Annotated in this window: 9 protein-coding genes and 4 pseudogenes; 10 read left to right on the forward strand and 3 right to left on the reverse strand. The window is 68.6% G+C overall.

Annotated elements, in window-relative coordinates; genetic code table 11:
• Positions 1 to 32: 32 nt before the first annotated feature.
• The 8 genes from SGFS_RS20080 to SGFS_RS20115 all read left to right on the forward strand — a co-directional run bounded on the left by SGFS_RS20080 (position 33) and on the right by SGFS_RS20115 (position 11,566).
• Positions 33 to 1,769: an ABC transporter transmembrane domain-containing protein gene (locus SGFS_RS20080; protein WP_286252148.1), complete on the forward strand. Its 1,737-nt coding sequence runs from the start codon at positions 33 to 35 to the stop codon at positions 1,767 to 1,769.
• Complete coding sequence (locus SGFS_RS20085) at positions 1,766 to 3,532, forward strand: ABC transporter ATP-binding protein (protein ID WP_286252149.1); 1,767 nt, start codon at positions 1,766 to 1,768, stop codon at positions 3,530 to 3,532. Before SGFS_RS20080 ends, SGFS_RS20085 begins: the two co-directional genes overlap by 4 nt.
• 93 nt (positions 3,533 to 3,625) lie before the next feature.
• Positions 3,626 to 4,021 (forward strand): CU044_2847 family protein, encoded by a 396-nt coding sequence (locus SGFS_RS20090; RefSeq protein ID WP_286252150.1) that lies wholly within the window; start codon positions 3,626 to 3,628, stop codon positions 4,019 to 4,021.
• A gap of 14 nt (positions 4,022 to 4,035) precedes the next feature.
• Positions 4,036 to 5,025 carry a toll/interleukin-1 receptor domain-containing protein gene (locus SGFS_RS20095; protein ID WP_286252151.1) on the forward strand — a complete coding sequence of 330 codons (990 nt, stop codon included), beginning with the start codon at positions 4,036 to 4,038 and terminating at the stop codon, positions 5,023 to 5,025.
• A gap of 298 nt (positions 5,026 to 5,323) precedes the next feature.
• The gene (locus tag SGFS_RS20100) at positions 5,324 to 7,396 is read left to right on the forward strand and encodes a M4 family metallopeptidase (RefSeq protein ID WP_286252153.1); all 2,073 of its coding nucleotides are present in this window, start codon (positions 5,324 to 5,326) and stop codon (positions 7,394 to 7,396) included.
• 312 nt (positions 7,397 to 7,708) lie between these two features.
• Positions 7,709 to 9,364 (forward strand): M4 family metallopeptidase, encoded by a 1,656-nt coding sequence (locus SGFS_RS20105; RefSeq protein WP_286252155.1) that lies wholly within the window; start codon positions 7,709 to 7,711, stop codon positions 9,362 to 9,364.
• 75 nt (positions 9,365 to 9,439) lie between these two features.
• Positions 9,440 to 9,961, forward strand: coding sequence for a DUF1990 domain-containing protein (locus SGFS_RS20110; protein ID WP_286252157.1), 522 nt, complete (start codon positions 9,440 to 9,442; stop codon positions 9,959 to 9,961).
• An 84-nt stretch (positions 9,962 to 10,045) separates the two neighbouring features.
• A complete protein-coding gene (locus SGFS_RS20115; protein WP_286252159.1) occupies positions 10,046 to 11,566 on the forward strand; it encodes an AAA family ATPase in 1,521 nt (506 codons plus the stop codon).
• A 122-nt stretch (positions 11,567 to 11,688) separates the two neighbouring features.
• On the opposite strand, the pseudogene SGFS_RS20120 reads toward SGFS_RS20115, so the two are convergent.
• Positions 11,689 to 11,835: pseudogene (locus SGFS_RS20120) on the reverse strand (IS5 family transposase); the annotation flags it as partial.
• Between the two features lie 323 nt (positions 11,836 to 12,158).
• On the opposite strand from SGFS_RS20120, the pseudogene SGFS_RS20125 reads away from it, so the two are divergent.
• Together SGFS_RS20125 and SGFS_RS20130 are read left to right on the forward strand one after the other, a co-directional pair.
• Positions 12,159 to 13,435 (forward strand): annotated as a pseudogene (locus SGFS_RS20125) (IS256 family transposase).
• Positions 13,436 to 13,464: 29 nt separating this feature from the next.
• Positions 13,465 to 13,836: pseudogene (locus SGFS_RS20130) on the forward strand (tyrosine-type recombinase/integrase); the annotation flags it as partial.
• A gap of 136 nt (positions 13,837 to 13,972) precedes the next feature.
• Here SGFS_RS20130 and SGFS_RS20135 read toward each other — a convergent pair.
• Positions 13,973 to 14,374 (reverse strand): DUF5958 family protein, encoded by a 402-nt coding sequence (locus SGFS_RS20135; protein WP_286252162.1) that lies wholly within the window; start codon positions 14,372 to 14,374, stop codon positions 13,973 to 13,975.
• A 557-nt stretch (positions 14,375 to 14,931) separates the two neighbouring features.
• A pseudogene (locus tag SGFS_RS20140) lies at positions 14,932 to 15,147 on the reverse strand (helix-turn-helix domain-containing protein); the annotation flags it as partial.
• Positions 15,148 to 15,155: the final 8 nt, after the last annotated feature.

The raw sequence follows: 15,155 nt of genomic DNA on the forward strand, positions 1-15,155 counted from the left end.
CACGACACACCCAACACAGGAATCGGGGGCCCATGATCAACGCGTACGAGGACCCCGGCACACCCGACTGCCACGGCGGCGGCGCCTACCTGTGGTGGCTGGTCAAACGCCAGGCCGGCCGCTCCGCACTCGGCTCACTCATCTCCTGCGTGTGGATGGTGCTGCTCGCAGCGACGCCGTATCTCCTGTCACGGGCGATCGACGAAGGACTCGAACCCGGCGACCACCGCGCACTGGCCGGCTGGACAGCCGCGCTGTTCTGTGTCGGCGTCTTCAACGCCTGGCTGAGCATCATGCGGCACCGCACGATGACCCGGGTGCGGATGGACGCCAACTTCCGTACGGTCAAGGTCGTCGTGGACCAGGCCGTGCGGCTCGGGGCCGCGCTGCCGCGCCGGGTGGGGGCCGGTGAGGTCGTCACGATCGGGGTGGGCGACGTCCACACCATCTCGTCGTCGCTGACCGTCATCGGTCCGGGCGTCGGCGCGATCGCCGCGTATCTGGTGGTCGCCGGGCTGCTCGTGTCGGTCTCGCTGCCGATCGCGGCGGTGGTGCTGCTCGGGATGCCGCTGATGGCCGTACTCGTGGGGCCGTTGCTGCGACGGTTGCAGGGCACCGAGACGGAGTACCGCGAGCGGCAGGGCGTGCTGACCTCGCGGATCGCGGATCTCGCGGGCGGGCTGCGCGTCCTCAACGGGCTGGGTGGCAAGGGGCTGGTCGCCGACGCGTTCCACCGGGACTCGCAGCGGCTGCGGGCGCAGGGGTACCGGGTCGGGGCGGTGACCAGCTGGGTGCAGGCGCTCGGGGTGGGGCTGCCGACGCTGTTCCTCGCGGTGGTGACCTGGCTGGCGGCCCGGCTCGCCGCCCAGGGGGCCATCACGGTGGGCGAGTTGGTGTCGGTGTACGGGTACGTCACCGTGCTGGTGCGGCCGGTGGCGTACTTCGTCGAGTGGGGTTATGAGGTGAGCCGCGGGGTGGTGGCGGCCCGCCGCGTCATCCGGTTCCTGCGGCTGGAACCGCTGCCGGACCACGGCACCCGGGACGCGCCCGCGGAGCCCTCGACGCTGCACGACCCCGAGTCGGGCGTACGGGTGCCGCCGGGGCGGCTGACCGCGCTGGCCTGTGCCCGGCCCGGCGACGCCGCGATGGTGGTGGACCGCCTCGGCCGGTACGCCGTATCGGCGGTGACCTGGGGCGGGACACCGCTCGACGAGATCCCGTTGACGCAGGTCAGAGAGCGGATCCTGGTCGCCGACCACGAGGCCGACCTGTTCTCGGGACCGCTGCGGGAGCTGGTCGGCGGCCGGGCCGATCCCGACGACGACACCATCGCCCGGGCGGTGCGGGCCGCCGTGGCCGAGGACGTCGTCCAGGGGCTGCCGGACGGGCTCGACTCGGTGATCGACGCCCAGGGCCGCAACATCTCCGGCGGCCAGCGGCAGCGCGTACGGCTGGTGCGGGCGCTGCTCGCCGATCCCGAGGTGCTGCTCGCCGTCGAGCCGACCTCGGCCCTCGACGCCCACACGGAGGCACGGGTGGCGGCACGGCTGCGGGCCGCCCGCGAGGGCCGTACGACGTTCGTCACGACCACCTCGCCTCTCGTGCTGGAGCACGCCGACACCGTCCACTACCTGGTCGACGGCAAGGTCGCGGCCACCGGCGGCCACCGGGAACTGCTGGAGCGGGCACCGGGGTACAGGGCGCTGGTGGCCCGGGACACGGAAGACACACAGGCCGCGGTGGACGCGGGCGAGGAGGTCACACGGTGAGCGCCACGTCGTCGCGGGGACTTCCCGTCGCCGGGCCCGGGGAGGTGCGGCGGGCGGCCGTACGGCTGGTCCGGGCCGACGGGCGGGCCTTCCTCGCCGTGCTGGCGCTGAACGCGGCGGCGGCAGGGGCGGGGCTCACCGGGCCGTGGCTGCTCGGGCGGATCATCGACGAGGTGCGCGGCGGGGGCGGTGTCGGGGCCGTGGACCGGCTGGCGCTCACGATCCTGCTGTGCGCGGTGGCGCAGCTGCTGCTGGCGCGCTGGGCCCGGTATGTGGGGCACCGGTTCGGGGAGCGGATGCTGGCGCGGGTGCGCGAGGAGTTCGTGGACCGGGTGCTGGCGCTGCCCGCGTCGGTGGTGGAGCGGGCCGGCACCGGTGATCTGACGGCGCGTGGCACGGCCGATGTGGACGCCGTCGGCAAGACACTGCGCGATGTCGGGCCCGAACTGCTCATCAACACCGTGCAGTCTCTGTTCCTGATCGGGGCGGTGTTCGCGCTGGACCCGCTGCTCGGCGCGTGCGGGCTGGTCGGGCTGACCGGCATCTGGTTCGTGCTGCGCTGGTATCTGCGCCGGGCGCGGGACGGCTATCTCGCCGAGGGCGCGGCGAGCTCCGAGGTCGCCGAGATCGTGGCGGCGACGGCGGCCGGGGCCCGTACGGTCGAGGCGTTGCGGCTTCAGCGGCGGCGGATCGCCGCGAGCCGGGACGCGCTGGAGACGTCCCGGCGCAGGCGGTTCTACACGCTCTCCCTGCGCACGGTGTTCTTCCCCGGCGTGGAGATCTCCTATCTCGTGCCCGTGGTGACGGTGCTGCTGCTCGGCGGGGTGCTGCACGCGCGCGGCACGATGAGCGTGGGCGCGGTCGTGGCTGCGGCCCTGTATCTGCTGCAGCTCGGCGGTCCGCTGGACGAGATCTTGATGCGGATCGAGCAACTGCAGAGCAGTGGCGCCTCGTTCGCCCGGGTGGAGGGCCTGGCCGAGGCGCCGCACACGGTCGCGGCCGACTCCCCGGAGCCGGCGGACGACCGGATCGACGTGACCGGCGTGCGGTACGCCTACGACCGCGGGGGCGAGGTGCTGCGCGGGGTCGACCTGTCGTTGCGTCCCGGGGAGCGGTTGGCGGTGGTCGGTCCCTCCGGCGCCGGGAAGACCACCCTGAGCAGGCTGCTGGCGGGAGTCGACGCGCCGACCGCCGGTTCGGTGACCGTGGGCGGGGTGCCCGTCGTCGCCCTCGGGCCCGAGCGGCTGCGCCGCCAGGTCGTCCTCGTCACCCAGGAGCACCATGTGTTCCTCGGCACGGTTCGAGACAACCTGCTGATCGCCGAACCCTCCGCCGGGGACGAGGAGTTGTGGGCGGCGCTCGCCACCGTCGGCGCCGACGAGTGGGTACGGGAGCTGCCGGACGGCCTCGGCACCCGGCTCGGCGAGGGCGGCCGCCGTACGGACGGCCCGCAGGCCCAGCAGCTCGCGCTGGCCCGTGTCGTCCTGGCCGACCCGCACACCCTGATCCTCGACGAGGCCACGGCCCTGCTGGACCCGACGACCGCCCGCCACGCCGAGCGCGCCCTCGCCGCCGTGCTGGAGGGCCGTACGGTCATCGCCATCGCCCACCGGCTGCACACCGCGCACGACGCCGACCGCGTGGCCGTGATGGAGGACGGCCGCCTCACCGAACTGGGCCCGCACGACACGCTGGTGGCGGCCGGTGGCACGTACGCGGCGCTGTGGCACTCGTGGCACGGGGACCAGCGGCCGCCCGTGTGACCGAACGGCGGGCTTCGCCGGTCGGAGCCAACTCGTCGTGGGGACCGGGTGGTTCGCCCTCCTCGGCAGGGCCCGGCGTGACATTCTGGTCCGATGGGCTCCGAGGGGCGGAACAGCCGGAGGCTGGAGGGGTTGGTCGGCTTGGGCGTGTACGACAGGAGTGAGGGACCGTTCGTCTCCTACGTCACCGCAGGCGGTGAGCGCGTCCTGGTGGAGGTCGAGCAACCCGAGGACGGGTTCCGTCCCGTCTCTCGGGAGCGTGCGTTCGGCTATCTGTCGGACACGTTCAGACCGGTCATGCGCATCGCCGAGTCGTTCGTCCAGGAAGCGAGGAACTCCGGGGCCCGCCCCGACGAAGTGCAGTTGCGCTTCGGCATCAAGATGACGGCGACCGGCGAGGCTGTGGTGTCTCAGGTCTCGGACGGGCACTTCGAGGTGACGCTGAGCTGGACTCGGGACAACCGGCCCGGCGACACGGGCGAGATCTGATCGGAGGCGCCACCGTGAAGGTCTTCATCAGCTGGTCGGGGCCTCGGGCCCAGGCCATGGCGGAATCGCTGAGGGACTGGCTGGGGATCTTCCTCCAGGGCGCCACTCCCTTCGTCTCCTCGCAGGACATCGCCAAGGGCGACCGGGGCCTGCGGGTCATCGAGCAGGAGCTCGCACAGTCCGCGTCGGGGATCATCTGCGTCACCCGGGAGAACAGCCTCGCCCCGTGGATCAACTTCGAAGCGGGAGCCCTGTCGAAGGCGGTCGGCGAGACCCGCGTGATCCCCTGTCTGCTGGATCTCCCGGTCAGTGATCTCACCGGGCCGCTCGCACAGTTCCAGGCCGTCTCCAGCTCGGACAAGGGCGAAGTCCTCGCCATGTTGCGTTCCCTGCGCGACCACGCGGGGCTGACGAACCCGACGGACGTCCAGTTGGGCCAGGCGTTCGATGCCTACTTCTGGCCGGACCTGGAGACCAGACTCGCCGGGGCCCGCAGCATGGCCAGTCCGGCCGCCTCCGCCACCCCGGCCCGCGCCACCGACGAGGTTCTCGAAGAGGTCCTCGTGCTGGCGCGGCGCCAGGAGAGCGTGCTGCGCATGATCGCGGAGCGGGTGGACTCGTCCGGCGTCCCGATGCAGCAGATCGGGAAGAGCGGCGCGGACTCGTCGAGCGACAAGTCGGAGGTCGGCCGGAACCTCCTCGACGACCTGCTCACCGCCCTGCCGCTCCGCTACGACAGGGCGAAGGCCTACCGCGTGGTCACGGACCGCATTCCGGCGGAGATCCAGGTCGTGTACGACTCGGGGACGGTCTCGGCGGACAACGTGGACTCGGTCCGCTCCCATATGGAGGAGTTCGCCAACAGCAAGGGCGTTTCGGTGACCCTCCGTTCCTCCGACGGCTACGAGATCATCACCGGTCCCGGAAAGCGTTCGGTCGTCCTGGCCCCACCCAGGCCCGCCGCCGACACCGAGGAGAACCCACGGGAGCCCGCCGGCGACTGACGCCCTCCCAGGTCTCCCGGCTGCGAATGGTCCGTATAGCGAACATGACCAACCGGCCAACGGACGATTTCCGGCCAACTTGTTGACGCGCTCCTGACAGGCGCCACAGACTCCTGCCACTCTGCCCACAACCACGGCACAGCAATCTCACAAGCATCACCGTGCGAGCACCGCCACCGTGCCGTGGCGCAACCCCCACGTATGTGGATTTCGCGTTCACCCTTGTTCTGCCCGGGCGGTCACCAACCGCCCGGTCTCCCCGGCCGCGTGACCCGCGGCCACGCAGAAGGAGTCAGTGTTGAGACGCCAGTCCCACAGACACACCTCCCACACCAGCACCACCCGTTCGCGCACCGTCCAGCGGCGCGCGGCAGCCGGCGCACTCGTCGCCGTCACCGCCCTGTTGGCCGCGGCCGTCCAGTCGGGCGCCGCCACCGCCGCCCCGGAGAAGGCACCGTCGGCCGCGGGCAAGGCCGACCCCGGCGCACTTCCGGCCAAGCTCTCCCCCGCCCAGCGCGCCGAGCTGATACGCGAGGCGACCGCCACCCGGGCCGAGACCGCCGACGCGCTGAACCTCGGCGCCAAGGAGAAGCTCGTCGTCCGTGACGTGGTCAAGGACCGCGACGGCACCGTGCACACCCGGTACGAGCGGACGTACCGGGGGCTGCCGGTCCTCGGCGGCGACCTGGTCGTCGAGACCTCCAAGGCCGGCCGGACCGAGGGTGTCGTCAAGGCCACCAAGGCCACGATCAAGGTCGGTTCGCTGAAGCCGGCCATCGCCACCGCCAAGGCCGAGAAGCAGGCGCTCGGTGCCGCGAAGGCGGAGAAGGCCAAGAGCCCGGACGTCAACCGCGCGCCCCGCAAGGTGATCTGGGCCGCCGACGGCAAGCCGGCCCTGGCCTACGAGACGGTCGTCGGCGGCTTCCAGCACGACGGCACCCCGCAGGAGCTGCACGTCATCACCGACGCGCAGACCGGCAAGAAGCTGTACGCGTGGGAGGCGATCGAGACCGGCACCGGCAACACGGTGTACTCCGGCACGGTCGACCTCACCACCACGCAGTCGGGTTCGACGTACAACCTCACCGACGGCGCGCGCGGCAACCACAAGACGTACAACCTCAACCGCGGCACGTCCGGCACCGGCACGCTCTTCTCCGGCCCGGACGACGTCTGGGGCAACGGCACCGCCTCGAACGCGGAGTCGGCCGGCGCCGACGCCCACTACGGCGCCCAGCTGACCTGGGACTACTACAAGAACGTGCACGGCCGCAACGGCATCAAGGGCGACGGCGTCGGCGCCTACTCCCGGGTGCACTACGGCAACGCGTACGTCAACGCCTTCTGGTCCGACTCGTGCTTCTGCATGACGTACGGCGACGGCTCGGGCAACGCCAACCCGCTGACGTCGATCGACGTGGCCGCGCACGAGATGACCCACGGGCTCACCTCCGCCACGGCCGGTCTCAACTACTCGGGCGAGTCCGGCGGTCTGAACGAGGCCACCTCGGACATCTTCGGCTCGACGGTCGAGTTCTACGCGAACAACTCCTCCGACGTCGGTGACTACCTCATCGGCGAGGAGATCAACATCAACGGCGACGGCACCCCGCTGCGCTACATGGACAAGCCGAGCAAGGACGGCTCGTCGAAGGACAGCTGGTACTCGGGCATCGGGTCCGTCGACGTCCACTACTCGTCCGGTCCCGCGAACCACTTCTTCTACCTGCTGAGCGAGGGCAGCGGCGCCAAGACCATCAACGGCGTCAGCTACAACTCGTCCACCTCGGACGGCCTCCCGGTGACGGGCATCGGCCGCGCCAAGGCCGAGCAGATCTGGTTCAAGGCGCTCACCACCAAGTTCACCTCCACGACCAACTACGCGGGCGCCCGTACCGGCACCCTCGCGGTCGCCGGTGAGCTGTACGGCACCACGTCCGCCGAGTACAAGGCCGTACAGGACGCGTGGGCCGGCGTCGCGGTCGGTTCCCGCTCCGACGGCGGTGGCGGCGGCGGTGGCGGCACCTCCTTCGAGAACGCCACCGACGTATCAATTCCGGACAACGGCGCGGCGGTCAACTCCTCGATCACGGTGACCGGGCGGACGGGCAACGCGCCGTCGAACCTCGCGGTGGCGGTCAACATCGTGCACACCTACATCGGTGACCTCCAGGTCCAGCTGATCGCCCCCGACGGCACGGCGTACACGCTGAAGGCGTACGGCACCGGCGGCAGCACGGACAACATCAACACCACGTACACGGTGAACGCGTCCTCCGAAGTCGCCAACGGGACCTGGCAGTTGAGGGTTCAGGACAACGCGGCCCAGGACACCGGGTACATCAACAGCTGGAAGCTGACCTTCCCGTAGGCCATGCCTGACCGGCCTCGGCCGGTCGTGGGAACGCGCGGCGACAGGGCGCCGTCCCGGTGGAGCGACTCCCCGGGGCGGCGCCCTCTTTACCTTGCCCTGATGGCCGGTTGGTTGGCGCTTTACCACCTCCACGCGCGCGTTACGCGGCAGTAACAAAGCAAGAAGGTCGGTTTTCAGCCAACCTCCTTATGCCCTCCTGACATGTACGCGCCCCGGATGCCACTCTTCACCCAACCGCCGCACTCGTAACTTCAGATTCACCGGCCGGCCACCCCAACACCGACCGGTCTCCCCCACCAAGGAGCATGAGTGAGCCCGTTCTACGCGCGTCGCAAGCAGACCACCCTGGCCATCGCGACCGCGGTCGCCGCCGGTGCCCTGCTGACCGCCGGACTGACCACCGGCGCCACCGCGCAGCCCACCTCGGGCGCCCCGGAGCTCTCGGCCGCCCCGGTCTCGCTGACCGCGGCCGCGCGCACCGCCCTCATCAAGGAGGCGGACGCCGACGCGGCGAAGACCGCCGACGCGATAGGCCTCGGTTCGAAGGAAGAGCTGGTCGTCAAGGACGTCGTCAAGGACGCCGACGGCACCGTGCACACGCGCTACGAGCGCACCTTCGGCGGACTCCCCGTCCTCGGCGGCGACCTGGTCGTCCACGAGACGAAGGCCGGCGCCGTCAAGAGCGTCACCAAGGCGACCAAGAAGAGCATCAAGGTCACCGACCTGACCGCGGACGTCACCAAGGCCACCGCCGAGAAGCAGGCCCTCAAGGCCGCCAAGGCGGAGGGCTCCACCAAGTCCGCGGCCGACAAGGCCCCGCGCAAGGTCGTCTGGGCCGCGAGCGGCACCCCGACCCTCGCCTACGAGACGGTCGTCGGCGGCTTCCAGCACGACGGCACCCCGCAGCAGCTGCACGTCATCACCGACGCGCAGAGCGGCAAGAAGCTGTACGAGTGGGAGGCCGTCCAGACCGGTACGGGCAACAGCCAGTACAGCGGCTCGGTGACCATCGGCACCTCGCTGTCCGGCTCGACGTACCAGCTGAACGACACCGGCCGCGGCAACCACAAGACGTACAACAAGGCCCGCAGCACCTCGTCCTCCGCCGGCACCCTCTTCACGGACGCCGACGACACGTGGGGCACGGGCGCGGCCTCCAGCTCCTCCACCTCGCAGACCGCGGCCGTGGACGCCCACTACGGCGCCCAGGTCACCTGGGACTTCTACAAGAACATCCTCGGCCGCAACGGCATCAAGAACAACGGTGTCGCCGCCTACTCCCGCGTCCACTACGGCAACGCGTACGTCAACGCGTTCTGGGACGACAGCTGCTTCTGCATGACGTACGGCGACGGCGAGGGCAACACCAAGCCGCTGACCTCGATCGACGTGGCGGGCCACGAGATGACCCACGGCGTCACCTCGAACACCGCCGGGCTGAACTACTCCGGTGAGTCCGGCGGCCTGAACGAGGCCACCTCCGACATCTTCGGCACCGCGGTCGAGTTCTACGCGGGCAACTCCAAGGACGTCGGCGACTACCTCATCGGCGAGAAGATCGACATCAACGGCGACGGCACCCCGCTGCGCTACATGGACAAGCCGAGCAAGGACGGCGCGTCGAAGGACAGCTGGTCGTCGACCCTGGGCAACCTGGACGTCCACTACTCCTCGGGCCCGGCGAACCACTTCTACTACCTCCTCTCCGAGGGCAGCGGCTCGAAGACGATCAACGGGGTGACCTACAACTCCCCGACGTCCAACGGCGCCACGGTCACCGGCATCGGCCGCGACAAGGCCTCGCAGATCTGGTACAAGGCGCTCACCACGTACATGACGTCGACCACCAACTACAAGGGCGCCCGCACGGCGACCCTGAACGCGGCGTCGGCCCTGTACGGCTCCAGCAGCACGGAGTACGCGAGTGTGAACGCGGCCTGGGCCGCGGTGAACGTCACCGCGTGACGCTGAGCTAGGCAAAGCACTGGGGCGGTACCCGGAGAGAAGGCGACTCCGGGTACCGCCTTACGCTTTGGCCCCATGCCCCACTCAGACATCTCCGGTTACACCTACACGGACGTGGGAGCGACCCGCGAGGGCCGCACCCCACCCGGCTTCCACCCCCTCCATGTCCGCACCCGCCTCGGCGAGGGCGTGGAGGTCTTCCAACGCGCCGCCCAGGCGGTCTTCACCTGGGAGATGCACCGCGCGATGGGCGTGGGCATACGCACGGAGGCGATGGAGGCCGCCCCGGGCGTCGACCTCACGGTCTCCCTGGGCGGAGTGATAAAGGCCCCCTGCCGTGTCGTCTGGACACTCGACGACCCCCGCCGCAAGGGCTGGGCCTACGGCACCCTCCCCGGCCACCCCGAATGCGGCGAGGAGGCGTTCGTGGTGGACCGCACGGGGGATGGGACCGTGTGGCTCACCGTCTCGGCCTTCAGCCGGCCCGCCAAGTGGTACGCCCGGGCGGGCGGGGCGGCGACGAGGGGGTTGCAGCATGCTTATGCGCGGCGGTGTGGGGTGGTGTTGCGGAGGTTGAGCGGGGACCCGAACGAGTGAACTCCGTCGCAACGGGCTGTGACTTTTTGTGTCTAACTACACTTAGACAGAATCCGCCATAGTCGATCTGCAGGAGTGCCTCCTATGGGAGAACACGAGGCTGGGTACCAACCTCAGCCGTCAAAGCCCGGCAGAGTCGTCGATCGCGATCGAGAATGGGCGCTGCTCACGGATTTCCTCAGCGACCCATCACCCGAGATGCGGCTCGGCATCATGTCCGGCCGACGACGCCACGGCAAGTCGTACCTCCTCCGGGCCTTGTGCAAGGAGTACGGCGGCCTCTACATCACCGCGGTCAGGGAGGAAGGCCGCCTCCCGGCTCTGCGACGCTTCAGCGAGGCGATCGCCGCACATGCGGGCCTGCGCCCCGGCACCCTGAATCTGCCGGACTGGCGAGAGGTTCTCACCAATGCCCTGGACGTGGCGGCCCGGAGCTCCACAACGGCCCTCCTGATCATCGACGAACTCCCGTATCTGCTCCAGCACTCCCCCGAACTGCCGGGCCTGCTCCAGCTCCTCTACGACGAGCACCAGTGGGACGACGGCGTGGGCGCGCGAGTCATTCTGTGCGGATCGGCGATGAGCGTCATGCACGAGCTGCTGTCGGGCACGAAACCGCTGCGCGGACGCGCTGTCATCGACCTGCGCCTGGGCGCCTTCGATTTCCGTACAAGCAAGGACTTCTGGCAAATCGACGACCCGCTCACGGCGCTCCGCGTCCACGCGGTCCTGGGCGGTGCCGCCGGCTACCGCTCTCTCGCCGGTCGCCCAAGTCCCAACGCGGGCTTCGACGAATGGATCACGCGGACGCTCCTCGACCCGGGCCGGGCGGTCTACTCTCCCGCGGAGACCGAGTACCTCCTACGTGAGGACCCCCGCATCACCCAACACACGTTGTACTACGACATCCTCTCGGCCATCGCGCAGGGCGCCAGCACCCCCAGCAAGATCGGCGCCGCGCTCGGCCGTCAGCGCAACGCCGTCACGCACCCGCTGGATGTCCTGGACTCAACGGGCTACATCCACCGCGAACAGGACATCCTCCGCACCCGCCACCCCGTCATCACTCTCACGGACCCGGTGATCCGTTTCAACCAGCTCATCACACTCCCCCAGGCGGCAGCCGTGGAGGAGGGCAACGCGGAGGAGATCTGGCAGACCTCCCTGCCCACGTTCAACTCCAAGATCCTGGGCCCCCACTTCGAGGAACTCGCCCGCACCTGGACCCGCCGCTACGCCCACGCCGTACTCCCGGGCGGCCTCCCCGGCCCCGTCGGCACAACAGAGGTCCCCGACCCCGCCGCCCGCACCAAACACGAGGTGGACGTCATCGCCCTGGCCCTCGGTGAACGCCCACAGTCCCCGCGGGCCCGGATCGCACTGCTGGGCGAAGCCAAGGCTACGGCGGCGCGGCGGGGGATGGGGGACCTACAGCGGCTGGAGCGGATCAGGGAGTTGCTGGCCGGTCAGGGGTACGACACGAGTGGGGTGACTCTGGCGTTGTTCTCGTTGTACGGGTTCCATGCGGACGTGACGGAACTCGCCAAGAAACGCCAGGATGTTCTCCTGATCGACCTGAGCACGTTGTACGGGGTCGACGCCTGAGCAGGGATCGAAACGCCCTGAGAGGTCCACTGGCCGGGTACCGTCTGAGTGTTGCCGCAAAAAGGAATACGCCGGGGCATGGAACACCGAGGAACTCACCGGCACGCACATCGCACGGGTCCGTAGAAGATGGCGTTCATCAGGGTGCACAGGTCGTGGGTGGGTTTGCGGATGCCGTTGCGGGCCTGGCGCCAGGCTTCCAGGGTGGGGCGGATGAGTTCCCAGCGGGCGTCGGACAGGTCACTGGGATAGGGCCGGGAGGGCTGCATGGTGCTTCGATATCGGGCGTTGTGCGGGGTGGCCGGGACTTCGGGGCGCGAATTCCTATCTAAGTGCGTTGTGGCAAAGGGAGTCCCTGTTCGGTGAGCAGGGGCTTCTTCGTGTGCGGGGCATGATCGCGACGGGGTAGGGGCAGGCAGCGGACGGCTTGTTGTGGATCGGAGGAGGATGGCGTCCCTCGTCGTGGTGTAGCCGATCACGGTTAGGGAGTGCGCCGGGGGCGTGTGCCGATGGGCTTTCGCTCCCTGCCCGCAAGGTGGGCCATCGTGCAACTCTCCGTAGTGAACGGGCAGTTCAACGCAGGAGGTGCAGGATGGCCCTGTCTCAGCATGACTTACTCCGGCTGCTTGAGTCACTACGTTCGGCGGACGGGCTCGAATCGTCCGCAGCGTGGCTGAGCGGATGCTCCAGGAGCTGATCGAGGCCGAGGCCACTGCCCGGATCGGCGCGGAATGGAACGAGCACAGCGACACGCGCACCGGGCTTCGCAACGGCCACCGCGACAAGACGCTCAGCACCCAGGCTGGCGACCTGGACCTCGCGATCCCCAAGTTGCGGTCGGGGAACTTCTTCCCCGCGCTGCTGGAGCGGCGCCGCCGCATCGACCAGGCCCTGTATGCGGTCATTATCGAGGCCTACGTCCACGGTGTGTCCACGCGGTCGGTCGACGACCTGGTCAAGGCCCTCGGCGCGGAGACCGGGATATCCAAGAGCGAGGTCTCGCGGATCTGCCAGGACCTGGACGGCCAGCTGACCGCGTTCCGTGCCCGGCCACTGGACCACGTCCGCTTCCCGTACGTCTATCTGGACGCGACCTACTGCAAGGCGCGGGTCGAGCACCAGATCGTGTCCCGGGCCGTGGTGATCGCCACCGGGATCACCGAGGAGGGCGGGCGGGAGGTGCTGGGCGATGGGGGTCCCGCCGCTCGAGCGAAGTCGAGAGTGGGGGAGGTCGGCGACAGTGAGACCGAGGTGTTCTGGACCGAGTTCCTGCGTCACCTGCGCGAACGCGGTCTGACCGGGGTCCGGCTCGTCATCGGCGACCACCACTTGGGACTGGTCAAAGCCATCCGCAAGGTCATGCTCGGGGCCGCCTACCAGCGCTGCAGGGTCCACTTCCTGCGCAACGTGTTCAGCGTGATCAACAAGGAAGCCGCCGAGATGGCCGCCGCCACGATCCGCACGATCTTCGCCCAGCCCACCGCCGACGCGGTCCGCACCCAGCTCGACACCGTCGCCGACATGCTCGGCACACAGTTCCCCAAGGTCAAAGACATGCTGCTGGAGACGAAGGACGACCTGACCGCCTTCGCCGCCTTCCCCGAGCGACATTGGAAAAAGATCCAGTCCACCAACCCGCTGGAGCGGATCAACCGCGAGGTCAAGCGCCGCACCGACGTCGTCCAGGTCTTCCCCAACGACGACGCGCTCCTGCGGCTGGTCACCGCCGTGCTCTTCGAACTGCACGACGAATGGATCGCCTTCCCCCGCCGCTACCTGCCCGAAGGCAGCATGGACCAGCTCTACCCCGCCCAGCGCCCCGAAAGCGCCCCCGCACTACCCAACACCACCAACACGACCGCCGGATGATCGCCTACACCACGAGAAGGGACACGACCCAAGACAAGGAACGCGAAACGGCAGGGCCAGGCTGGAGAGACAGCGGCCTCGTCTTCACCACACCCGCTGGCAGGCCTCTCGACCCGGCCAACCTCACCCGCCGCTTCTGCACCTTCCTCGACCGGGCCGGACTCCGACGCATCCGCTTCCACGACCTCCGCCACTCAACCGCAACCCTGCTCCTGGAACAGGGCGTCGACCTCGTCATCATCAAGGAACTACTCGGCCACGCCCACATCGGCGTCACCGCGGGCGTCTATACCCACGTCAGACTTCGCCTCCAACGCCAAGCCATCGACAGCCTGAACAACGCCCTGAACGGCATCGAGGAACCGCCTGACGATCCACCTGCCGCAGCACTCGTCCACTGACGTTGCCGTCAGCGTTGCCGTCAAACGCCCGGGAGCCCCCGCCGATTATCGAATCGGCGGGGGCTCCCAACTTACGCCCGAGTGAACTCAGAATTCCTCGATAATTTACTCTTCGGGGCGCCGAGGACGTTGACCCCTAAGACAAGTTATGCCAGGCGTGAGTACAAGCTCCTCGGCACTCCATTTCTCTTCGTCGTGTATCAGCCACCGCGAACGTGGACATGAGGACGCGGAACGCCTTCAAATATTCCTGCTGCGGCAATCTTTCAATCTTCCCTATTTGTTCGAGGATTGGCTCCCGAACAATGAGAACCGCAGGGGTCATGGTCGCCTTGACCCCTGATTTCTCGAGGCCCATACGCCCGTCTTCCACAGTGACATGCGCCTGCATCAGATAGAGGGCGATCTCATGCAGAATGGACTTCTGCTCCTCTGGACCGAACGCAGAGAACCACTCCACGCCCTCCTCCAGGCTGTGCAACTCCTGGGCCACCTCGTTGATCATCCGTTCCGAGGCCCGCAATTCGGTCACGGTCACCTACCCCCTGGGTTCGAAGACCACGTAAGGCCTATCCCTGTCCAACTCCGTGTACTGTTTGGCATTTGGATTGTAGCTCTGATAGAAGTCCCGACCACGCCCACTTCCACCCTCTCCATCACCCATACCCTGAGGCAGGGAGTTCTTGACGCTACTACGGGCCCGGGACGGACCGGTCAATATGTAATCCCAGTCAGAAGTTGGGTTGAGGTTCCCGTTACCCGCTCGGCTACCGACCACGATGATCGCCTGACCTGTCTTGTCGGCAGCATTCTGGATGCGCTTCGCATCATTGGCTCTGATACCCGCATCTGACGCTGTTCTAAAGCCTGGACCACACCACCCGTTGGAGTTATGAACCAGGACCGGCGTCGCCCCCGCCAGCACATAGTACGTGTGCAGGCCAGCCCGCTCCTACCTGCAAGTTTGCTGGTCAGCGGGCAATTTGACAGTCGCCTGATGTTCGTGCTCGTGCGCTGGAGTCTGCTGGTGTTGCCGTCACTGCTGCCGTCAGTGGTCAACACCGCCTGGGGAATTCCAGGAATTCCGAATGCGTGTCAAGCGGCTTTGTCGTGCGGGGTGAGGCTGATGGTCAGGTCGGCGCCGAGAGCCTGAGCCAGGCGGCGCAGGAGGGGAAGCGTGGGCACGGTCCCGCCGCCTTCGAAGCGGGAGATCTGCGGCTGCTTCATCCCGCACCGCTCGGCCAGCTCGGCCTGGGACAGCCCGAGCTCGATGCGCCGGTCGTGGACGAGTTGCCCGAGCTCACGGGCGAGCGCGGAAG

Source organism: Streptomyces graminofaciens, from assembly GCF_030294945.1.
Classification (GTDB): Bacteria; Actinomycetota; Actinomycetes; order Streptomycetales; family Streptomycetaceae; genus Streptomyces; species Streptomyces graminofaciens.

Excerpts from the sequence above, each read along its gene's own strand:
- SGFS_RS20080 (WP_286252148.1), top strand. The coding sequence starts at position 33 with ATGATCAACGCGTACGAGGACCCCGGCACACCCGACTGCCACGGCGGC.
- SGFS_RS20090 (WP_286252150.1), top strand. The coding sequence starts at position 3,626 with ATGGGCTCCGAGGGGCGGAACAGCCGGAGGCTGGAGGGGTTGGTCGGC.
- SGFS_RS20110 (WP_286252157.1), top strand. The coding sequence starts at position 9,440 with ATGCCCCACTCAGACATCTCCGGTTACACCTACACGGACGTGGGAGCG.
- SGFS_RS20115 (WP_286252159.1), top strand. The coding sequence starts at position 10,046 with ATGGGAGAACACGAGGCTGGGTACCAACCTCAGCCGTCAAAGCCCGGC.